Origin of the sequence: Nonomuraea helvata, from assembly GCF_039535785.1 — a bacterium.
GTDB classification, from domain to species: Bacteria; Actinomycetota; Actinomycetes; order Streptosporangiales; family Streptosporangiaceae; genus Nonomuraea; species Nonomuraea helvata.
In genome coordinates, this window is sequence record NZ_BAAAXV010000001.1 from 1,983,353 (window position 1) to 2,003,439 (window position 20,087).

The 20,087-nt window shown below is 70.1% G+C and carries 19 protein-coding genes and 1 pseudogene; 11 read left to right on the forward strand and 9 right to left on the reverse strand.

Annotation, left to right across the window (positions count from 1 at the left end; translation table 11 throughout):
- Positions 1-8 precede the first annotated feature (8 nt).
- From ABD830_RS09100 to ABD830_RS09120, 5 genes are all read left to right on the forward strand, one after another.
- On the forward strand, positions 9-482 hold the full coding sequence (locus ABD830_RS09100) for a hypothetical protein (protein ID WP_344986060.1): 474 nt from the start codon (positions 9-11) through the stop codon (positions 480-482).
- Positions 483-520: 38 nt separating this feature from the next.
- Entirely contained in the window at positions 521-1,594 is a 1,074-nt protein-coding gene (locus tag ABD830_RS09105) for a peptidoglycan-binding protein (RefSeq protein ID WP_344986061.1), read from the forward strand.
- Positions 1,591-2,445 (forward strand): ABC transporter ATP-binding protein, encoded by an 855-nt coding sequence (locus tag ABD830_RS09110; protein ID WP_344986062.1) that lies wholly within the window; start codon positions 1,591-1,593, stop codon positions 2,443-2,445. The genes ABD830_RS09105 and ABD830_RS09110 overlap by 4 nt, the downstream gene beginning before the upstream one ends.
- Before the next feature lie 98 nt (positions 2,446-2,543).
- Positions 2,544-3,671 (forward strand): ABC transporter permease, encoded by a 1,128-nt coding sequence (locus tag ABD830_RS09115; RefSeq protein WP_344986064.1) that lies wholly within the window; start codon positions 2,544-2,546, stop codon positions 3,669-3,671.
- 217 nt (positions 3,672-3,888) lie between these two features.
- Positions 3,889-4,020 (forward strand): hypothetical protein, encoded by a 132-nt coding sequence (locus ABD830_RS09120; RefSeq protein ID WP_344986065.1) that lies wholly within the window; start codon positions 3,889-3,891, stop codon positions 4,018-4,020.
- Positions 4,021-4,385: 365 nt separating this feature from the next.
- Here ABD830_RS09120 and ABD830_RS09125 read toward each other — a convergent pair whose 3' ends face one another.
- The 4 genes from ABD830_RS09125 to ABD830_RS09140 all read right to left on the reverse strand — a co-directional run bounded on the left by ABD830_RS09125 (position 4,386) and on the right by ABD830_RS09140 (position 11,804).
- On the reverse strand, positions 4,386-5,414 hold the full coding sequence (locus ABD830_RS09125; protein WP_344986066.1) for a hypothetical protein: 1,029 nt from the start codon (positions 5,412-5,414) through the stop codon (positions 4,386-4,388).
- Between the two features lie 169 nt (positions 5,415-5,583).
- A complete protein-coding gene (locus ABD830_RS09130; RefSeq protein ID WP_344986067.1) occupies positions 5,584-6,990 on the reverse strand; it encodes a hypothetical protein in 1,407 nt (468 codons plus the stop codon).
- Between the two features lie 324 nt (positions 6,991-7,314).
- Positions 7,315-8,454: an acyl-CoA dehydrogenase family protein gene (locus tag ABD830_RS09135; protein ID WP_344986068.1), complete on the reverse strand. Its 1,140-nt coding sequence runs from the start codon at positions 8,452-8,454 to the stop codon at positions 7,315-7,317.
- A complete protein-coding gene (locus ABD830_RS09140) occupies positions 8,451-11,804 on the reverse strand; it encodes an indolepyruvate ferredoxin oxidoreductase family protein (RefSeq protein ID WP_344986069.1) in 3,354 nt (1,117 codons plus the stop codon). The genes ABD830_RS09135 and ABD830_RS09140 overlap by 4 nt, the downstream gene beginning before the upstream one ends.
- Positions 11,805-11,977: 173 nt before the next feature.
- On the opposite strand from ABD830_RS09140, the gene ABD830_RS09145 reads away from it, so the two are divergent.
- Complete coding sequence (locus ABD830_RS09145) at positions 11,978-12,430, forward strand: Lrp/AsnC family transcriptional regulator (RefSeq protein ID WP_344986070.1); 453 nt, start codon at positions 11,978-11,980, stop codon at positions 12,428-12,430.
- Between the two features lie 2 nt (positions 12,431-12,432).
- Here the strand turns inward: ABD830_RS09145 and ABD830_RS09150 are convergent, their stop codons facing one another.
- Complete coding sequence (locus ABD830_RS09150; protein ID WP_344986071.1) at positions 12,433-13,629, reverse strand: hypothetical protein; 1,197 nt, start codon at positions 13,627-13,629, stop codon at positions 12,433-12,435.
- Positions 13,630-13,841: 212 nt separating this feature from the next.
- Here ABD830_RS09150 and ABD830_RS09155 point away from each other — a divergent pair, with 212 nt between their 5' ends.
- Both ABD830_RS09155 and ABD830_RS09160 read left to right on the forward strand, forming a co-directional pair.
- Positions 13,842-14,549 (forward strand): class I SAM-dependent methyltransferase, encoded by a 708-nt coding sequence (locus ABD830_RS09155; RefSeq protein ID WP_344986072.1) that lies wholly within the window; start codon positions 13,842-13,844, stop codon positions 14,547-14,549.
- Positions 14,549-14,881 carry a hypothetical protein gene (locus ABD830_RS09160; protein ID WP_344986073.1) on the forward strand — a complete coding sequence of 111 codons (333 nt, stop codon included), beginning with the start codon at positions 14,549-14,551 and terminating at the stop codon, positions 14,879-14,881. Before ABD830_RS09155 ends, ABD830_RS09160 begins: the two co-directional genes overlap by 1 nt.
- Positions 14,882-14,944: 63 nt before the next feature.
- Here ABD830_RS09160 and ABD830_RS09165 read toward each other — a convergent pair whose 3' ends face one another.
- Positions 14,945-15,163: a hypothetical protein gene (locus ABD830_RS09165; RefSeq protein WP_344986074.1), complete on the reverse strand. Its 219-nt coding sequence runs from the start codon at positions 15,161-15,163 to the stop codon at positions 14,945-14,947.
- Positions 15,164-15,440: 277 nt separating this feature from the next.
- Between ABD830_RS09165 and ABD830_RS09170 the strand changes: the two genes are divergently transcribed.
- Positions 15,441-16,691, forward strand: a complete 1,251-nt coding sequence (locus ABD830_RS09170) for a C39 family peptidase (RefSeq protein ID WP_344986075.1) — start codon at positions 15,441-15,443, stop codon at positions 16,689-16,691.
- Positions 16,692-16,730: 39 nt separating this feature from the next.
- Positions 16,731-16,946, forward strand: a complete 216-nt coding sequence (locus ABD830_RS09175) for a hypothetical protein (RefSeq protein WP_344986076.1) — start codon at positions 16,731-16,733, stop codon at positions 16,944-16,946.
- Between the two features lie 342 nt (positions 16,947-17,288).
- Here the strand turns inward: ABD830_RS09175 and ABD830_RS09180 are convergent, their stop codons facing one another.
- On the reverse strand, positions 17,289-18,320 hold the full coding sequence (locus ABD830_RS09180; protein ID WP_344986077.1) for a LacI family DNA-binding transcriptional regulator: 1,032 nt from the start codon (positions 18,318-18,320) through the stop codon (positions 17,289-17,291).
- 93 nt (positions 18,321-18,413) lie between these two features.
- Between ABD830_RS09180 and ABD830_RS09185 the strand changes: the two genes are divergently transcribed.
- Positions 18,414-18,719 carry a hypothetical protein gene (locus tag ABD830_RS09185; protein WP_344987686.1) on the forward strand — a complete coding sequence of 102 codons (306 nt, stop codon included), beginning with the start codon at positions 18,414-18,416 and terminating at the stop codon, positions 18,717-18,719.
- Positions 18,720-18,847: 128 nt separating this feature from the next.
- Here the strand turns inward: ABD830_RS09185 and ABD830_RS09190 are convergent.
- Both ABD830_RS09190 and ABD830_RS09195 read right to left on the reverse strand, forming a co-directional pair.
- Positions 18,848-19,102 (reverse strand): annotated as a pseudogene (locus tag ABD830_RS09190) (maleylpyruvate isomerase N-terminal domain-containing protein); the annotation flags it as partial.
- Positions 19,103-19,341: 239 nt separating this feature from the next.
- Positions 19,342-20,049 carry an alpha/beta fold hydrolase gene (locus ABD830_RS09195; protein WP_344986078.1) on the reverse strand — a complete coding sequence of 236 codons (708 nt, stop codon included), beginning with the start codon at positions 20,047-20,049 and terminating at the stop codon, positions 19,342-19,344.
- Positions 20,050-20,087: the final 38 nt, after the last annotated feature.

Here is a 20,087-nt window from a genome sequence, read left to right on the forward strand (position 1 = left end):
GAATCATCATGATCGCGATCCTCGGGCTGGGACTGGCTGCCTGCGGCGGCGATCCTCAGGCAGCGACGCGAGCCCCCTCGCCCTCGGTCGACGAGAACACGGCCAAACTGGTGAAGTACGCGCAGTGCATGCGCCAGAACGGGGTCCCCGAGTTCCCCGACCCGGTCAACGGCAAGCTGGAGCTCAAATACGGTGGGGACAAAGCGCTCGACATCAACACGCCGCAGTTCAAGTCCGCGCAGGAGGCCTGCAAGTCGCTCGCCCCGGCCGGTACCCAGAGCGGGCCGGCCGATGGCCAGCAGGTGCAGCAGATGCTGAAGTTCGCCAACTGCATGCGCGAGAACGGGGTCAAGAACTTCCCAGACCCCAAGGACGGCAACCTCATGATCGACGGCGTCGACCCCAACACGCCTCAGTTCAAAGCCGCGATGCAGACGTGCCGCAAGTTCATGCCGGGCGGCGGACCTGCGGGTGGCCAATGAGCGGACGCAGGCGCGGACGGCTCTTCGCCGGTGTTCTCGTGCTGACCGCGGTGGTGGCGGGGGCGGCGGTGGTCATCGTCACCGACCCGTTCAAAGCCGAGGAGGGACCACGCGCTGCCGTGGGGACCAGGACGGCTTTCGCGGCAGTGCGCAAAGGGCGGCTGTCCGCACAGATCAACCAGAGCGGCACATTGTCCTACCTCGCGCAGGCCGACGGCTCGCCGTACTCGATCGTCAATCACGCCACCGGTATCTTCACCTGGCTGCCGAGTCCCGGCCAGCAGATCAAATGCGGCGCCATGATCTACCGCGTGGGCGACACCCCGGTGGTGTTGCTCTGCGGCCGGGTCCCCCCGTACCGCGACCTGGCGAACGGCGACAGCGGGCGCGACGTACGCGAGCTGAACAAGAACTTGGTGAGGCTCGGGTACGCCGACGGTAACGGGCTCAAGGCGTCGTCCGACTACTTCGGTTGGCGGACCGAGGCCGCACTGGAACGGTTGCAGGACGACCTGGGCGCCGATGAGACCGGCACGCTGGATCTGGGCGAGGCCGTGATCCTGCCTGGGCCGTTGCGCGTCGGGAAGGTGAACGCCAGGCTGGGCTCCAATGCCGGGATGGGCGCGCCCGTAGCGGAGGCGACCTCGAACGACCACCAGGTGACCGTGAACCTGAACCCCTCGCAACAATCCGAGGTCAAGGTCGGCAACGCAGCGCAAATCACCCTGCCCGGCAACCGCACCACCGTCGGCGTCGTGCGCCGCATCGGCACCGTCGCGAGCGCGGGTACGGGGCAAAGCGGAGGAGTCGGGGCGTCGAACGCGACGATCCCCGTCTACATCAGGCTCAAGCGCCCGAAGGACGCCCGGGGCCTGGACCACGCCCCGGTCCAGGTGCAGATCACCACCGCCGGGGTCAAGAACGCGCTGATCGTACCGGTCACCGCCCTCGTGGCGCGGGCGGGCGGCGAGTACGCGGTCGAGACGCGCGACGCCACCGGCGCGCGGCGGCTCGTGCCGATCAGCCTCGGGCTGTTTGACGACGCCAACGGGCTCGTGCAGGTGAAGGGCGACCTCACACCCGGTCAGCAAGTGGTGGTGCCCGCGACATGACAGCCAGACAGCAGATCCGCCCGGCAGTCGTGGGCGGCGGCAGCGCACCCGCCGTCCTCGAACTGGAGGGGGTGACCAAGACCTACGGAGAACAGCCGCCCGTGGCGGCGCTGCGAGGCGTGACCTTCACCGTCCGCCAGGGCGAACTCCTCGCGATCGTGGGACCGTCCGGGTCGGGGAAGACGACGCTCCTGCATGTGATGGGGACACTCGAACGGCCCAGTGGCGGTGTCGTGCGGATCAACGGAGTCGACGTCGCGGGCCTGGACGACCGGCGGCTCGCACGAGTGCGCGCCCGTGAGATCGGGTTCGTGTTCCAGCAGTTCTTCCTGGCCGAGCACTCGACGGCACTGGAGAACGTGGCGGACGGGCTGCTCTACGCTGGGGTGAACGTTCGTGAGCGGCGAAAGCTGGCAGCGGAGGCGCTGGCCCGGGTGGGACTCGCCGAACGGGCTGGATTCCGTCCAGGGAAGATGTCGGGCGGGCAGCGGCAGCGTGTGGCGATCGCCCGAGCGCTGGTAGGGCGTCCCGCGATCGTGCTGGCCGACGAGCCGACGGGAAACCTCGACAGCCACACGGGCGCGTCCATCATGAAACTGTTGCGCGAGCTCAATGCGGACGGGGCCACGATCATCATGATCACCCACGATGCCCAGCTGGCTGCCGGCTTGCCGCGCCGCGTGCAGGTTCTGGACGGTCAGATCGTCGCGGACAGCGACCTCATCGGGTGCGCGGCCGCCGGCCAGGGCAGCGGGACGCCGGTCAGCGGAGTATCGGCCGACGCGTTGCCCGACGGCAGGAGGTCGGGCGGCGACAACGAATCGAGAGTGGGAAGAGGGGATTCCTCATGAGCGGCCCGCGCGTTCGCAGCCGCCTCACACTGGGCGACCATACGCGGGTGGCGAGCATCGGACTGCGATCCCGCCCGCTGCGTGCCACACTCTCGGCGTTGGGCATCGCCATCGGCGTGGCCGCCATTGTCGCCGTTCTCGGACTCTCCTCCTCCTCCCAGGCGGGACTGCTGGCCGAGATCGACCGTCTGGGCACCAACCTGCTGACAGCCGAGACCGGCCGGACGCTCTCCGGCCAGGATGCCCGGCTACCCTTGGAAGCGCCGGCGAGAGTCTCCCGGATCGAATCCGTCGAGCAGGTGGCCCACACGGGTACGGTAGGGGGCGTCAAGGTATACCGCACCCCGCTGATCCCCTCGGTGAACACCAACGCACTGCAGGTCAAGGCGGCCAGCTTGAACCTGCCGCCCGTGGTCGCCACGGCCGTCGCCCAAGGCGCCTGGCTGAACTCCGCTACCGCCACCCAACCCGTCGCGGTGCTCGGCGCGCTCGCCGCACAGCGCCTGGGGATCGACCACGTCTACCCGGGACAGCGGATCTGGGCCGGCGGCCAATGGTTCTATGTCAGCGGCATCTTGAAGCCGGCCACGCTCGCGCCGGAAATCGACGCGAGCGTGCTCATCGGCTATACGGCAGCCCAGCGGTATCTGAACCACACCAGCATCGTCCACGGCAAACCGAGGGAAGGCCCTTCGACCACCATCTATGTGCGGGCAGAGACCAGCCAGGTGCGAGCCGTGCAGTCGGTTCTCGCCCGGACAGTGAACCCGGCGGCCCCGAACGAGGTCGACGTAAGCCAGCCATCGGTCGCACTCACCGTCCGGGCCGCAACCGCAGGGGCGTTCAACAACCTGTTCCTGGGGCTTGGGGCAGTCGCCCTGGTGGTCGGCGCGGTGGGCGTGGCCAACATTATGATCATTTCTGTGCTGGAGCGCCGATCCGAAATCGGACTGCGCCGGGCGCTCGGAGCCACGCGAGGGCAGATACGCAGCCAGTTCCTGGCCGAATCGATCATGCTTGCGGCCATCGGTGGCACGTTCGGCGTGGCCGCCGGCCTACTGGCGACGGTGATCTACGCCAGCAGCAGGCAATGGGCGGTGGTGGTCCCGATGGAGGCCTGGGCAGGAGGAATCGGAGCGGCGATTCTCATTGGAGCCGTCGCGGGCCTCCTGCCCGCCGTCCGCGCCGCTCGCCTGTCACCAACCGAGGCCCTGAGAACGGTGTGACTGCTCCTTTGGCGCGGGCCTGCATGACGTGACCGGCCGGCCGCCAACCAGCATTGTGTCGGCGTCACGGGTGCTAGCGTCGCGGTCTGGCCCGACCTTGGTGAGCACGATTTGCGAGCAGATGCAGTTGCACCTCTGCACCGGTTGCTCACCATCCTCCAGGTGGAGTGGCCGATGATGCCCCCGCTCGGCGGGGCCCGTCCTGGCGATCAGGCAGATGTGCTCGCGCGCCTGCTCACTGATCGCCGGTGGCCGGCCGGCTGGCACGCCTACCCCCGACGGCCGTGCCGTCGACGGCACCTGGTCGCAGGTGCGGTTCGACATCGTGCTCGCCCCCGCCGGCGCCTGATCCGCGAGGCGGCGCGGCGCCGTGCACGCGGTGAGTACCCTCGCCAACGGCGGCTCGGGGCCGGTCACGACACTGCGAGAGCGTACGGGGAGGCGGGTCGCGGGCTGCCGAAGCGGTAACCGTCGGGCTGGTGGCGGATCACGGTGACATCGCGATCGTCGTGCCGTTCCTCGCGCACCCTGACGATCTTCCACCCGCGGGGGATGCGGAGACCGGTACCGTTCAGCTTCGACCTCGCCGGAGCACGCTGGGGCCTGACCGGCGCCGAAGCGGTGTTGAAACTCCGCGCGCTGACCGCGTGATCGTTTGGGCCACTGAGCAAGAGTTACACCGATGGAGGATCACGCTCCCGCCTGCGGACAACGTCAAGCCCACTCGGTGACGCGGAAGACCGAGAGCATGTCGTTCCGACGAGGATCCGCCTGGTCGTTGTACGGGTAGAAGGAAGCCTCGACGCCGACCCAGCCACGCCACCTGGCCTCGTCATCGATGATCTGCAGCAACGGGTAGACATGGGAGTTGCCCTTGTAGCACTGGCTGCCCTTCGCCAGGCAGCTGCACCAGTGCCAGTGCGTGTCACGGCGGTCCTTGCTGGTCACCTGCTGAATGTAGTTCTGCAGGCTTTGGTCCTTGTCGTACGGCGCCGCGCACTTGCAGTTGCTCGTCGATGCGGTCTTGTAGGTCAGGCACCAGGTCGTGTCGGTGCATCGAATGTACTGGCCCATGTTCCAGGTCCTGTCGACGTACGCGATGCTCCCCTTGGTCGCGCGGTGATAGGTCATGGTCAGCGGCGCGTCATGCCCGAGCACGGCCTCCATCGGCCGCCGCATGGTCAATCCGGCGTTGCTGCCGTAGCCGTAACCGTGGGTGAATTTGCGGGCGTACTTGAACGTCAGGCGCGCGTACGTACCGTCAGGCGCGGTTTCGACCCACCATTCCTCGGTGCGCCACGCGGTCTGGTCCCAGGCGATGTTGACGTATTGACGTCCGGAAGCGTCGGCGTGCATCGTGAAGGATCCCGCCCTGACCTCTGTCGCGGGGGTGAGAAACCCGTTGGCGGTCTTGATGTCGCACGGCCTTACAGTGGTCGACGTGCCGGAGCACTTTCCCCCAGGAACGGTGCCCGTGCCGACGCGCGCGGCCGGTGCGGTCTGGCTCCAGGCCCAGGTGTCGCTACGGACCCGGCCGTTGGAGGTGAATGTGTAGGTGCCCAGGCGCACCCAGTTGCTTCCGGATGCTTCGTGAAGTGATCCGAACGAGACGACGTAGTTCGTCTTCTTTCCAGGAAGTGCGGCGGCGCTTGCCGGACTTGCTGGGCCGAACAGCGCCGCTACCAGTAACAGCACGGAGCCGATGTAGCGAATCATAAGCTTGGTTCCCTTGGTGACGATCATGAGGCGGGAACTGTATCGTCCGGCGGTATAACGAAGGTATGCCGATATCGACGGTGTGCATCGGACGGGTCCAGGGTGCGGGCGCGCCCCGCCAGCCTGAGGGAGCGGCGGCCGCGCCGCTCACGTGCTCCAGCACCGCGGCGTAGTCCTCCGGCTCGAGTTCAGGGGCTCACCCGGCGGCATATAGCTTGGCGATGCGCGCACCGAGGTCGGCGCCGTAGTTCTCGTGGTAGTCCTGGGCGGAGCAGTAGACCGCGCCGCCCTGGCGGGCCAGGGTGGGCGTCCAGACGGCGGCGTTTTCCACGCCGGGGTCGCTCATCGCCAGGCCGATGAGCGCGATGTCGTCCACGCTGACGTCGATGACGTAGTCGCTCACGCCCTTGCGCTCGTACAGGCGCCATTGCAGCGACGCGCTCGTCGCCCCGCTCAGCATGGCCGTGAGGTCGACCGTCGCCTTCACCCAGGTGTCCGCCGCGTCGGCGGCGACGTCCCGCTCCCAGACCACCTTGCCGTTGAGCAGGAGCTGCTTGATGTGGTATCCAGCCGGATGCTCCGGCCCGCGGGCGTCGCGGTGCCAGAAGCTCACCACCCGCTTGGCCGCCCCTGAGGTCAGGACGGTCTTCCGCGTCGCGCCACACGACATGCCCGCCTTGGTGGCCGCCTGCTTCTGGACGACGAAGCTCAGCCGCCCGTCGCCCGTGCGGGCCAGGTTGTCGGCCGCGGGGCGCGTCCATGCCTGGTCGCGGGAGACGAACGGGAGCTTGTACTGCAGGACCCCGGCGAGTTCGCCGCTACGGACGTGCTCGACGCCCTTCTTGGTGACCGCCTCGACGTAGGACACCGTCGGCTTCTGAGCGGCGTGGCTCAGCGGGTAGGCGTATGGCATCAGGTAGACCTCGGTGCCGGGCAGCCGCTTGGCGAGCTGCTGCACCTGGTACGACAGGCTCCACGGCCAGGAGGTGTCCCGGTACGGCTCGTCACGGAAGGGAAAGACCACGCCGTCCACCAGCGGGATCTGCTCGGCGATGAACGCGTCAGTGAACTGGACGTAGTAGACGGTCGGGACGAACTTGAGCGCGGGGCTGATCGCCTTGGCCACCGACCGCATCTGCCCGACGTAGGCGGGGGTGAACGTCATGAGGTCGTAGGCGTAGTCGTCCACCGTCCAGCCGACCAGGTTCGGGTGGCTCTTGGCGAGGGTGGCGATCTCGCGAGACCAGGCAACGTAGTCGTGCTTGAACGGCCGGGACACGCAGCAGCTTTCCTGGCTCGGCGAGTACACCAGCACCCAGACGTCGATCCCGGCGGCGGCCGCCGCGGGCAGGAACTCATCCCGCAGGTCGGTCCAGTGCACGTTGTCACCGGCCATCGGATAGACGTAGGTGTTCGCGTTGAGTGCTTTCAGCCCCGCGATGATCGCCTTGGTGTCCACGTGCCTGATCCCGTCGGCGCGCGGCTGCTCTTCACGCATGAGGTTGCCCGCCGTGCCCAGCGCGCCCGGAACCCTGGCGTGAGACACGCCGGGAATCATCGACAGCAGCACGGCGAAGACGGTCACGAGCGCGAGACGGATCACGAGAGTTCCTTCGGACATGATCAAGTACGGACCCGTCACCGTAGCGAGCTCCGGTATGTCGCCGGTATATCCCAGGTGAAGCCGATCAGGTGGGGGTAACCGTCGTTGTACAGGTCCTTGAGCCCGTCGGGCGGCAGCACCCGATAGGGTCTCAGCCGGCCGAGGTGTTGCTCGGCTCGTCGGGAAGGAACCGGCCATCTCGGACAGGGCCAGGCTGCCGATGTGTCCGGCCTCCGCGGGGGTGAGGCTCCAGTCCTTTTGACCTGCTCCCCGCCGGAACCCCGCCTCCCAGCACAGGGAAGCGGGGTTTATACATGTCAGAGGCTACTTGGCCAAGTGCCTACTGATCACCAGGCGCTGGATCTGGTTGGTGCCCTCGAAGATCTGCATGATCTTGGCCTCACGCATGTACCGCTCCACCCGGAACTCACGCGTATACCCATACCCCCCGAACACCTGCACCGCGTCCGTCGTCACCTTCATCGCCGCGTCCGTGGCGACCAGCTTCGCGATGCTGGCCTGCTTGCTGTACGGCAGCCCCGCGTCCCGACGGCGGGCCGCGTCGAGGTACGTGGCCCGGGCGCTGGCCACCCCCGCCGCCATGTCCGCCAGCAGGAACCCGAGCCCCTGGTGGTCGATGATGCGCTTGCCGAACGTCTGCCGCTCTTTCGCGTACGCCACCGCCTCGTCGAGCGCGGCCTGCGCGAGGCCGGTGGCGCAGGCGGCGATGCCGAGCCGGCCCGAGTCGAGGGCGCTGAAGGCGATCTGGAGGCCCTGCCCCTCCTCGCCGATCAGCCGGTCGTCCTCCAGGATCGCCCCGTCCCAGTGGGCGCTGGTGGTCGGCACGGCGTGCAGTCCCATCTTCTCCTCCGGCCGCCCGAACGTCAGCCCGTCGGCCGCCCCCGGCGCCAGGAAACAGGAGATGCCCCGGGAGCCCTCGCCCGTGCGGGCGAACAGCGCGTAGAAGTCGGCGATGCCGCCGTGGGTGATCCACGCCTTGCTGCCGGTGATCCGGTAGCCGGTCTCGACCCGCTCCGCCTTGCAGGCCAGCGCCCCGGCGTCGGACCCGGCCTGCGGCTCGGACAGGCTGTAGCCGCCGATCAGGCGGCCGGCCAGCATGTCGGGCAGCCACCGCTCGCGCTGCGACGGGGTGCCGTAGGCGGTGACGGGGAAGCAGGCGAGGGTGTGCACGCTGGTGGCGACCGCGACGGCCGCCCACCGCATGGCCAGCTCCTCGATCACCTGCAGGTACACCTCGTACGGCTGCCCGCCGCCGCCGAACTCCTCCGGGTACGGCAGCCCGAGCAGCCCCGCCGCGCCCAGCGTGGCGAACAGCCCCTCCGGGTAGGTCTCGGCGCGCTCGTGCTCGTCGACCCGGCGCGCGAGCTCCTTGTCGGCGATCTCGCGGGTCAGCTCGATGAGGTCCTTGGCGTCCTGATCGGGCAGCAGCCGTTCGACGGTCATGATCTCTCCTGGCTCATGGAGGACTCGTCCAGCCGTGCGAGCGCGGTCCTGACACGCTCACGGAACTCCGCTACCCGCGCGAGCTTGATGTCCTCGTACCCCCGGATCAGCTCGGGCAGGCCCGCGATCTCCGCGACGGCCTCGGCGGTCGAGGGGGTCAGGCGGGTCAGCGCGGTACGCATGAGGTCGCGGTACTCGGTGACCAGCTCGCGCTCGACGCGCCGCACCTGGGCGTGGCCGAAGACGTCGAACGCCGTGCCGCGCAGCACCTTGGCGGCCCGCAGCCCGCGGAACAGGACCCCGGCACTGCGGCGTACCTTGATCTTGCGCTTGAGGCCCATGGCCCGCAGCAGCGGCGGGTGCAGCAGCACCGACACGACCGCGTCCGCGCCGAACTCGCGCTCCCTGCGCTCCTTCTCGGCCGGGTCGAGGTGCAGGCGGGCGACCTCGTACTCGTCCTTGTAGGCCATGAGCTTGTGCAGGGCGCGGGCGTACGCGAGCCCGATCGCCGTGCCCGCCTCCTCGCCGGCCCGCTCGACCGCCTCGGCCGCCACCCGCCGCACGTCCTGCTCGTACGTACGGGCGTAGGCCGCGTTCTGGTAGCCGGTCAGGTCGGCGACCCGCGTGGCCACCGCCTCCTCCAGCCCTTCCGGTTCCTCCGCTTCCTCCACCCGGGGGTTCGCCACGGCGGCGCGGCCCCAGCGGAAGGCGGCGAGGTTCTTCTCGACGGCGGCCCCGTTGAGCGTGATGGCCCGCTCGATGGACGCGGCGGAGACCGGCAGGCAGCCGTGCTGGTAGGCGGCGCCGAGGAGGAGCAGGTTCGCCGGCATGTGGTCGCCGAACAGCGACTCCGCCAGCCCCTGGGCGTCCAGGCACTCGACGCGCTTGGCGGCGGAGGCGACGCGCGTGACCGCGTCGGCGTGCCCGGGCACGGCCACCCGGCCGGTCACCATGGCGGCGGTCGGCAGGATGGAGGTGTTCAGGATCGCGACGGTGCGTTCCGGCGCGGCGACGGCCAGGTTCATCTCGGCGGCCGCTCCCAGCAGGTCGAACCCGATGACCACGTCGGCGCTCCCCTGCGAGGCACGCACGGAGCCGTCCAGGGGACGCGCGGAGATCCGGACGTCGCTGACCACCGGCCCGCCCTTCTGCGCCAGCCCGGTCTGCTCCAGCCCGGCCGCGTGCAGCCCGTCGAGGTGGGCCGCCATCTGCAGGATCTGGGAGACGGTGACGACGCCGGTGCCGCCGATGCCGGGCATCCTGATCAGGGCCTCGCTCGGCCTGCCGGCCGGCTCGGGCGCCTCCGGGGGCGGCGGCGTCTCCCTGCGCGGCCTGGTGCCCGGCTCGACCAGGAGGAACGACGGGCAGTCGCCCTTGAGACAGCTCAGGTCGGTGTTGCACGAGGCCTGGTGGATGCGGGTCTTGCGGCCGTACTCGGTCTCGACCGGCTGCACCGACAGGCACGTCGACGCCTCGCCGCAGTCGCCGCAGCCCTCGCAGACGCGCTCGTTGATCACGACCTTCTGGGTCGGGGTGGGCAGCTTGCCGCGCTTGCGCAGCCGCCGCTCCTCCGCCGCGCACCGGTCGTCGTGGATCAGCACGGTCACGCCGTCGAGCTCGGCGAGCTCCCGTTCGACCTCGGGCAGGTCGTCGCGGTGCCGTACGGACGCGATGCCCGCCAGCCGCACGCCCCGGTACGTCTCCGGCTCCGGCGTGGTGACCACGACGCGGCGCACGCCCTCGAGCGCCAGCTCGTGCGTCAGCGCGGGCACGTCCAGCCTGCCCTCGGCGCGCTGACCGCCGGTCATGGCCACGGCGTCGTTGTAGAGCAGCTTGTACGTCATCCGCACCCCGGCCGCGACGGCGGCCCTGATCGCCAGGGAGCCGGAGTGGTGGAAGGTGCCGTCGCCGAGGTTCTGCACGAAGTGCCGGTCACCCGTGAACGGCGCCAGCCCGATCCACTGGGCCCCCTCGCCGCCCATCTGGGTGATGCCCACCTGGGTGCCGCGGCCGTGGCCGTCCAGCGCGATCATCGCGTGGCAGCCGATGCCGACGCCGACCAGCGTGCCCTCGGCGGTGCGGGTGGAGGTGTTGTGGGGGCAGCCGGAGCAGAAGTAGGGGGTGCGCGCGGCCACCAGCGGCAGCATGACGCGTCCCTTCTTACGGGGTCGCGGGGCGGGCTCCTTGCCCAGGCAGGTGGCGATGGCCTTGGCCACGTCCTCGGCGCCCAGGGTGCCGCGGGCGGTGAGCAGCTCCCGGCCCACGACGGCCGGCGCGCGGCCGCTCCCGTACAGGGCCTGCTTGAGCTGGCCCTCCAGGAACGGCACCTTGTCCTCGACCACCAGCACCTTGTCCAGGTCGGACGTCATGGCGGCGAGGTCGTCATACGCGAGCGGGAACGGCATCGCGAGCCTGATCAGCCGTACCCCGTGCTCGTCCATCGCCGCGGCGTCGAGGCCGAGGTCCGCCAGCGCGCGCAGCACCACCGCGTACGTCGTGCCGGAGGCCAGGATGCCGAGCCGGGTGTTGCCCTCCCCGGACATCACCCGGTTCAGGCCGTGCGTGCGGGCGTACTCGCGGGCCAGGTCGAGGCGGCGGGTGAGCATGTCGTGCTCGGCGTCCAGCGCGGCCGGGCCGAGCAGGATGGGTGCGGGGCCGCGCTCGCGCTTGTCGGGCACCGGGATGCCGGCGCGCAGCGGCCCGAGGTCGACGGTGGCGGACGCGTCGGCGATGTCCGCGACGATCTTCAGCCCCGCCCAGAGCCCGGTGGCGCGCGACAGGGCCACCGCGTGCAGCCCGAACTCGATGATCTCCGCCACCGAGCCGGGCGCGAGCAGCGGCATGGACAGGCTCTGGCACATGGGCTCGCACGAGCTGGGCAGCGTTGACGACTTGCAGCCGGGGTCGTCGCCGATCCAGGCCACCGCGCCGCCGAGGGGCGCCGTGCCGGCCACGTTCGCGTGCCTGAGGGCGTCGGCGGCCCGGTCGAGGCCGGGGTTCTTGCCGTACCAGAAGCCCGTCACGCCGTCGTGCCGCCGGCCCGGCACCTGGTCGAGCAGCTGGGTGCCGGCCACCGACGTGGCGGCCAGCTCCTCGTTCAGGCCGGCCTGGAACACCACGCCCGCCTGCTCAAGGAAGCGCGCCGCCCGCCCCATCTCCATGTCCACGCCCGCCAGCGGCGAGCCCTGGTAGCCGGAGACGAACACCCGCGTGTCCAGCCCGCGCTCCTCGTCCAGCCGGCGCTGCTCCAGCGTCAGGCGGACCAGGGCCTGGATGCCGGAGATCAGCACCCGACCGTCCGCCGCCGTGTACTTGTCGTCAAGCGACACGGGAGTCTCGCTCACGCTCACGCGAACCTCCTGGCTTCCTACCGCACATCGGGATTCCCCGTTGATTCCCAGCACAGCAACGCGGACATGACATGCGCAAGTATTAGATGAGAAAGTAGGTGGAAGACGCAAACTATGTGAGGGCTACGGGCTTGGTGGCTGACGTTCTTTGCGCCTGATGGAGGGGTTCTCGCATGGCTGACGTGGACGACATCGATCACCGGGTGCTGCGGCTGCTGCGTGAGGACGGGCGCAGGACGTTCTCAGAGATGGCGCAGCTGGTGGGACTGTCGGTGGCGGCGGTGAAGCGGCGGGTCGACCGGCTCAGGGAGATCGGGGTGATCACGGGGTTCAGCGTGCAGATCGACTACTCCAAGCTGGGGTGGGGCATCGAGGCGTTCACGGAGCTGCGGTACCCGGGCACGACGCCGGTGAGCGAGATCATCCGCACCGCCGCCGACGCGCCCGAGGTGCAGGCGGTGTTCACCATCGCGGGCGATCCGGACGCTCTGATCCATGTACGGGTACGCGATCTCGGGCATCTGCAGCAGGTCATCGACCGGTTGCGCCGGGCCGGTGACGTGACCGGGACCAAGACGCTGCTGGTGCTCGGCTCGTGGACCCGGGACGCGCTGGCCTCCCGCTGAGCTCAGGACACCTCGCCGGGCTGCTCCCGACGCCCCGCCGCGCGGCCGGGACGTCCGGCGACGACGCGGTCGGTGCCGTCGCGGCCGGTGCCGTCGCGGCCGGTGCTGGAGCGTCCGGTGCCGGGGCGGCGGCGGTTGGAGCCGGAGAATTGCCATACGAGCAGGCCGATGGCGACGAGCATGGGGACGCCCAGGCCCACCAGCCACACCGACACCCCGGTCAGCGGAAGGACGGCGCCGTCGTCGTCCCGCCTCTCCGCTTCTCCGGGCGACGGGCGCGGGCGGCGCTGACCGGAGCCCACCTCGGCGGCGGGCTGCTCGTCCGACCCTCGCCCCTCACCGGGACGGCGCCGGTGCGGCCCCGCGGTGGGACCGCCCTTGATGATGCCTCCGCCGTGAATGACGTGGAGCGCGCCTTCTGTCCCGCCCAGGGCGGGTGGCTGCCCGCTCCCGGGCCTCGTACCGCCGCCTCCCGCGGAGCTCCCGTACGGGTCCGGCTTGGACGGGACCGAAGGCGCGGAGCCACTGACGGGAGCGGGATCGGCGGCCCGAGTGGGCTCGGTGCCGCGGGCCGGATCGGTGTCGTGCGCGGGAGACGTGGCCGGGCCGGCGCTCGGCGGCTGGGCGGGCTCGGCACCGCCGGCCGCGCACGGGCGGCCGTTCCCACCGTTCGCGTTGGGAGCGCCCTGGTGAACGGTGGCGCATTTGCCGGAGCCCCCGGCGTCAGGGGCGGCGGGCGGACCTGCCTTGGCCCGCGCCCGCGCCCGCGCCGGGTTGATCATCCGCGTCGAGCGGCCGTCCGTCCCCGTGGCCGAGACCTCGACCTTGTTGGTGACGCGCGTGCCGTCCGGAAGTGCCGGGTCGAGCTCGACCGGGATCTCATACGTCACGCTCGACCCCGGCGGGATCGCCAGCCCCGCACCGCAGACGACGGTGGCGCCCCGGTTGACGAGGGCGCAGTCGTCGGACAGGAGGCCGGCGGTCGTGTTCGGATCGAGGTTGTTGACGATCGTCACGTTCTCGGCGTCGCCGCGTCCGGCGTTCTCGACGGTCACCATGTAGACGGACTGCGCGCCGATGACCATGGGATCCGGGGTGACGGTCCCGGTGACCCGCAACAGCGGCCCGACCGGAGCCGCAACAGTCCCGCCACCCAATGCGGCGAGCGCGACGACTCCCGCGATCCCCCGGATGACCATCTCGTCCCCTCCGCCGCACCCTGCCGCACCTGCCTGACCGGGGACGATCCTGCTCCCACCCGCCGAACCCATGGGGACGCCCCAACCGGAACCATGCGCCCCTATGGCGAAGCCTTTACCTCGGATGCGGCGTTTCCCGCTCGGGTCCGGCGGTGTTCCGCGCTCGACGAACACCGGCCGGCCCTGGATCCTTGGCGCGTAGTGTCGGGATCATGACAGGTGCTGCCCGCTACGACGACATCGCCGACTTCTACGCGGAAGGCTGGACCGACGTCCTCGACGATCCTGCCTCCGTCCGCCTGCTCGACCTGCTCGAGCCGGTCGCGGGCCTGCGAGTGCTGGACATCGCCTGCGGTCACGGCCGCATCAGCCGCGAGCTCGCCCGCCGCGGCGCCGCCGTCGTCGGCGCCGACATCTCGGAAGCGCTGATCGCCAGGGCGAGGACCGCCGAACACGACACCCCGCTGGGCATCCGCTACCTCCACGCCGACGTGTCCCAGCCCTTCGAGCCGGACCTTCCCCCGTTCGACGTGGTGGTCTGCGCCTTCGGTCTCTCCGACGTCGACGATCTCGAAGGCGCCGCCGCGACCGCCGCCGGCGCTCTCCGGCCCGGAGGCGTCTTCGCCTGCTCGATCCTGCACCCGTGCTTTCCCGGTGGCCCGGGCGTCTCCGGCTCATGGCCAGGGGACGCGCGTTACCACATGGAGGGCTGGTGGCGCGCCGACGGCGAGCTCTCCTCCCTGCGCCGCCGGGTCGGCGCCAACCACCGCACGCTCTCGACGTACGTCAACACGTTCCGCCGCCACGGCCTCCGGCTGGACAAGCTGGACGAGCCTGAACCGGCCCCTGCCTGGGCGGCCGAACGGCCGGAGGCCGCGAAGTTCCCCGTGTTCCTTGTCATGAGATGGGTCAAGCAGTGATGCCGCATCGGGCACAGCCGCCCGCGGCGGCGGCGCATGAGACCGCCAGGCTCGCGCGGATCGCGATGGGCGCCTTGACGGGAACGCTCGCGCTGCTCGCGACGCTCGTGAGCTTCATCCCGACCAATCACGACTGGGACTCCGAGATGCCGGAGTACAGCGACCCGGACTCGGTGATGCTCGCGACCACGGCATCGGCTTTCGCCGTCTTGTTCACTCTGGCGGCGACGGCCTTCCTGTGGCGGAGCAGGGCGGCCTTCACGGCTTTCTGCCTTCTCCTCGCCGTCGACCTCTACCAGTTCGTCACCTTGGTCCCGCACTACACGGGCTGAGGCCCCGGACGGGTGTGTGGTGTGGCGGCACCCGGAGCACACCACACCACACACGAACAGGGGTCAGCCCACCCGGCAGGACACCGCGGGCGTGCTGGTGCCGGACACCGCGACGGACAGGTTGAAGCGGTCGCTCCACTGCGAGCCCTGCGTGACGGTGGCCGTGCAGTTGCCGCTGCCTGGAGGGGGCGTGCTGGAGCTGATGCCGGCGCAGCGTGAGACGGCCAGGCAGGCGTTGACCACGCCGCGTGCGCCTGCGACGAGCCCGGGCTTGAGACTCATGATCCTTCCTCCGGAACGCTGGGGCGGACATCGCGGTACGGAGAGCTCACCTTGGAAGGTCAGTCTGAGGAGATCGTCGAAATGTGTCAACACACAACAGAAATGTTTCGGCCAGATGCCGGCTATCATCTGCTGCCACCTGCGATGACATAGTCAGAAATATTTCGGAATCCATGAAAATAGCGCAGGGTGGATCGATACGTAGATTTTCGGATGCTTTACCAGCCGGTTCTGCCTAATGTCGGCCGCGACAATTGCCGCCCGAGAAGGTGGGTTCATGCGTGCGCTGACCGTGCTCCTGTCCAGCCTTGTGCTGGTCACGACCGTCTCCGCCCCCGCCGGTGCGGAGATCAAGCCCGCCGCCGTCACCCCTGACGTCGTCTTCCAGCGGGCCGACTTCGCCACCGGCACGTACGAGGGCACGGGAGCCGGGAACGGCCTGGTGTTCGGCCAGGCCGTCGGCACCGTCTCCTACACCGACGCGCTCGGCACCAAGACCTGGGAGTACGCCCGCTGGACCGGCCCCGAACGGGCCATCGGCTTCCCGGCCACCGAGCTGATCGCGTCCTGGACCGCCGACGTGCCGCCGGGCAGCTGGATGCAGGTCGAGGCCCGGGCCAGGAACGCCGAAGGGCTGACCAAGTGGTACTCGCTCGGCCGCTGGGCGTACGCGGAAGGCGACATCCGCCGCACCTCCGTACCCGGACAGGGGGACGCGAACGCCAGCGTCGCGGTGGACACGCTGGTCGCGGCGACCGGCAAGCCCATCAGCGGCTACCAGCTGCGCCTCACCCTCTACCGCGCGCCCGGCTCGTCGGTGACGCCGCGCGTGCGCACGTCCGGTGTCATGGCCTCCAACGTGCCGGAACGCAAGACCGTGCCGGTCAGCCCGAGCGGCGGCGCGTGGGGGACGGAGCTGGCCGTGCCGCGCCGCTCCCAGAACGTGCACCAGGGCCACTACCCCGAATGGGACGGCGGCGGCGAGGCGTGGTGCAGCCCGACCTCGACCACCATGGTCCTCGGCTACTGGGACAAGTGGCCGAGCGCCGAGGACACCTCCTGGGTCGATCCCTCCGATCCGAACCCCGAGGTCGACTATGCCGCCCGTTACACGTACGACCACGCGTACCAGGGGGCGGGCAACTGGCCGTTCAACACCGCTTATGCGGGGCGGTACGGGATGGACGGGTTCGTCACGCGGCTGCGGTCGCTGACGGAGCTGGAACTGCTGATCAAGGCGGGCATCCCGGTCATCACGTCGCAGTCGTTCAAGAAGGGCGAGCTGCCGGGCGCCGGGTACGGCACCAACGGGCACCTCATGGCGATCGTCGGCTTCACCGCGTCAGGTGACGTGATCGCCAACGACCCCGCCTCGTCGAGCAACGACGCCGTGCGGCACGTGTATCCGCGCGCCGACTTCGAGAACGTCTGGCTGCGGAGCTCGAGCAGCGGCGGCGTCGCGTACATCATCCACCCGCAGGACCGCGCGCTGCCCGCCACGACGCCCGGGCTGCCCGCCAACTGGTGACCCGGCGGGGGCGCGGGACGCCCCGCGACCTGCGCCTCGGTGACGGCGAAGTCGGCGAATCCGGCCAGTTCGAGCGCCTGCCTGGCCCGCTCCGAGATCTGGGCGGCCGTCATGCCGAGCCGCGGGGACGGCGCGCGGAAGACGATGAGGCTGTGCCGGCGGTCCGTGGGATCGGCGAACCGCGCGGTCTCCCAGGGGCTGTTCCTCAGGTTCGGCGGCCGCTCGTCCCACCCCCGCGGGACGTGGATGGCGTAGCCGTAGTCAGGCTTGTCGAAGCGTTGCCACTGCACGATGTGCTCCTTGGCGTCGATGCGCCGAAGGTGGCGGAGGGCAGCGGTGTAGGACTCCCCGGTACGGCGGGCACGGTCGCGGACACGCCGCTTGAAGTTCTTGTTCGCTGTCATCCCGACCCTCGACGATCACGGAACTCACCCCGGCGAAGAGCCCGTGACGGGCAGATGACCAGCGATCTGAGGATCAGTCCCCTTTGCCCCCGTCGAGCAGCCCTGCCGGGAGGGGCTGATGGAGGTTGGGCGGTGGATCAACGCCTGCCACAACGATAAGCCGCCGCCCGACGAGGCCGCAACCGCGCAAAGCTCACGGGTGACGCGGGGGTGCGGTGGACTCGCGGACGATGAGGCGCGGCGGGACCAGGGAGATGGCCGGTTGCGGGTGCCCGCCCAGCTCGGCCAGCGCCGCGTGGAAGCAGGCGCGGCCCAACCCCGCGAAATCCATCCGTACGGTGGTCAGCGCCGGCGTCCAGAAGGCCGAGCCGGGGATGTCGTCGAAGCCGACGATGCTGACGTCCCCGGGAACGTCCTTCCCCGCGTCGTAGAGCGCCCGCCGAACCCCCTGCGCGATGTCGTCGTTGCCGCACAGGATCGCCGTCACGTCCGGGGACCGGGCCAACTGCTCTCCCGCCGCGTACGCCGACTCGAGGTCCCATCCGCACGCCAGCACCGAGGGGATCTCCGCGCCCGCCCGGCACAGCGCGTCGCGCCAGCCCTCGTGCCGTCCTCCGGCGCGGCCCTCGGACGGGATGGCCACGTGGTGGACGGTGCGGTGCCCGAGGTCGAGCAGGTGCTGGGTGGCGTCGGCGGCGGCCCGGCGCTCGTCCAGGGCGATCGCCACCCGTCCCAGGTCGGGGGCGACCGGCTCGGTCACCAGGATGGCCGGGATGTGCGGCGGCAGCGCCTCGGCCACCGCCGTCCCCAGCGGGTCGAACGCGATCACCACCAGCCCGCCCGCGCTCGGGTCGCTGACGTAGTCGACCGTCTGCCGCACCTCGGCGGACTCCACGACCCTGATCCCCAAGGCCACACCCTCGGTCCTGGCCGCCTCCTCGATGCCCTGGAGGGTGGCGGCGTAGCCGTACAGCATGGTGTTGGAGGTCACGACGGTGACGCCGCTGGCCCGGCCGAGACCGAGCGTGCGGGCGGCCCGGTTGGGACGGAACCCCAGCCGTTCGATCGCGGCCAGCACCGCGGCACGGGTGTCGGGCCGCACCCGGGGTGAGTCGTTCAGCACGCGCGAGACGGTCTGATGCGAGACGCCGGCCGCGGCGGCGACGTCTCGGATACTCGGGGCAGCCCCTTTACGGACATGTCGGGGGCTCGCGGTCACGATCACATCGTAGTCGGCCCTGGAGCGGAGGTCAGAAGCGGTTCCGAGAGCGTGATCAATCGCCGGTGAACATCACCGTGCTCCCCGGGCGGAGGGTGAGTGCTCCGTAGGGTGTCAGGCGTCCTGGGGGACGGTGTCGTCGATGGGCGTCGCCGCCTGGTCGCCGGTGGCGCGCCAGGTGCGGGCGATCCCCCAGCCGACGAGGGCCGCCGCGACGACTCGGCCTTCGACGGCGACGCCCCGCTGCTCGCCGCCTTCTTCATCGCCGGCTACACCGCCGTGCTGGTGGAGACCGCCCGGCGCCTGATCGCGGGGGAACCGGCTGACACCGTCGCAGACGACCACCGCGCGCGCCTGGAGCACCTGTTCGACGCCCTCAGCAGTGGAGTCGTGCCCCGGCCGTGAGGATCACCGCCGCCACTGCGCGCAGTGGCGGCGCGTTCGTCGCCGTCGACCACGGGGCGCCTTCCACCGACCCGGCCGCGGCTTACGGCGGTGGCGTCGAGATCAGCGTATTGGCTGCCTGCGGCTTCCGCCTGCTTCAGCACAGCGTCGAACGCCCCTGGGGTCCGTATGGCGATGAGGACGTTCGCATCAGCTGCAGCAAGATGAGCGATCTGGTGGGCGATCGTCCACCCCACTGCCGGCGTCGGCTTCGACCAGTCGGCATGCGCTGATATCAGCGCGTCAAGCTCATCCCCCTCAGCCGCCAGGTCGGGGAGAGCCCGATCGAGCTCCACATCGGACAGGTCAAGGCCGTAGTTCAACATCGATGTTCCCCCACACATTGACGGCAACGGGCCTGTCCCGCTTGAACGGGCGAAGTTGACCTGGCCGGGTCAGGCTACCTGAAGTTGATCTAGGCAGGTCGAACTGGTTCTGGTTCACGCGTCGCCGACACCGCCCCTAACAGGTTGAGAACCGTGGGCGGCCCCGGCCGGCGCGCTCGGCCCACTCCAACATGACCCCGTACGGGGAGATCCAGCTGCGCACCGACCGCGCCGGTCCGTGACCCGGTTTGATGGGGTCAGAGCAGGGCGGCGAGGTCTGCTGGGCGGGAGAGCATCGGCCAGTGGCCGGTGGGGAGTTCGGTGAACGTCCATTCGGGGGACGCGATCGGGGCGAACAGCGGGTTGCCGGAGTCGATCAGCTGGCGGATGACCGCGAGAGGCATCGTGGAAGTGATCATGGTCTTGGGGGTCGTGGGGATCTGTTCCGGCCGCAGGATGGACTGGATCACCGCACCCCAGGGTTCCGGGGTGGCCTTCGCCCGGATCAGCGCCACGTGCTCATCGGTCAGGCCCGCGAACTGTCCATCGCCCTGTTCGAAGTGCGGCACGTCGAGGGCGTACCCGTCGCCGACCTGGGTGCGCCAGGCCTTCTGGGTGTCCGGATCGTTGAAGTCGATCACGGCCATGCCGGACGGCAGGGGTGCGGTGTCGACGTAGACGACGCGGCGGAGCCGTTCGGGATGCCGGTCGGCGACCGCGGTCACGGGGACGTTGGCTCCGCTGTGCCCGACGAGGACGACGTCATCCAGGCCGTCCATCGCCGCGAGGATGTCGGCGATGTGGGTCTCGATGCCGACCTCGGCCGACAGCTCCCCCGCCCGCTCGGCCAGCCCGGTCAGCGTCACGGGCCGCACTTCGTGCCCGGCCTCGCGCAGCTCCTTCGCCACCCCGTCCCACACCCAGGCTCCGAGCCAGAAACCGGGGATCAGCACGTAGTTCGCCATGGTCATCGTCCTTCCGTTCGACCGATGGCGACACACTA

What these genes read in the sequence shown, in the direction of transcription:
- ABD830_RS09100 (WP_344986060.1), top strand. Translation starts at nt 9, where the DNA reads ATGATCGCGATCCTCGGGCTGGGACTGGCTGCCTGCGGCGGCGATCCT.
- ABD830_RS09110 (WP_344986062.1), top strand. Translation starts at nt 1,591, where the DNA reads ATGACAGCCAGACAGCAGATCCGCCCGGCAGTCGTGGGCGGCGGCAGC.
- ABD830_RS09120 (WP_344986065.1), top strand. Translation starts at nt 3,889, where the DNA reads ATGTGCTCGCGCGCCTGCTCACTGATCGCCGGTGGCCGGCCGGCTGGC.
- ABD830_RS09125 (WP_344986066.1), bottom strand. Translation starts at nt 5,414, where the DNA reads ATGATCGTCACCAAGGGAACCAAGCTTATGATTCGCTACATCGGCTCC.
- ABD830_RS09135 (WP_344986068.1), bottom strand. Translation starts at nt 8,454, where the DNA reads ATGACCGTCGAACGGCTGCTGCCCGATCAGGACGCCAAGGACCTCATC.
- ABD830_RS09145 (WP_344986070.1), top strand. Translation starts at nt 11,978, where the DNA reads ATGGCTGACGTGGACGACATCGATCACCGGGTGCTGCGGCTGCTGCGT.
- ABD830_RS09150 (WP_344986071.1), bottom strand. Translation starts at nt 13,629, where the DNA reads ATGGTCATCCGGGGGATCGCGGGAGTCGTCGCGCTCGCCGCATTGGGT.
- ABD830_RS09155 (WP_344986072.1), top strand. Translation starts at nt 13,842, where the DNA reads ATGACAGGTGCTGCCCGCTACGACGACATCGCCGACTTCTACGCGGAA.
- ABD830_RS09160 (WP_344986073.1), top strand. Translation starts at nt 14,549, where the DNA reads ATGCCGCATCGGGCACAGCCGCCCGCGGCGGCGGCGCATGAGACCGCC.
- ABD830_RS09165 (WP_344986074.1), bottom strand. Translation starts at nt 15,163, where the DNA reads ATGAGTCTCAAGCCCGGGCTCGTCGCAGGCGCACGCGGCGTGGTCAAC.
- ABD830_RS09170 (WP_344986075.1), top strand. Translation starts at nt 15,441, where the DNA reads ATGCGTGCGCTGACCGTGCTCCTGTCCAGCCTTGTGCTGGTCACGACC.
- ABD830_RS09195 (WP_344986078.1), bottom strand. Translation starts at nt 20,049, where the DNA reads ATGGCGAACTACGTGCTGATCCCCGGTTTCTGGCTCGGAGCCTGGGTG.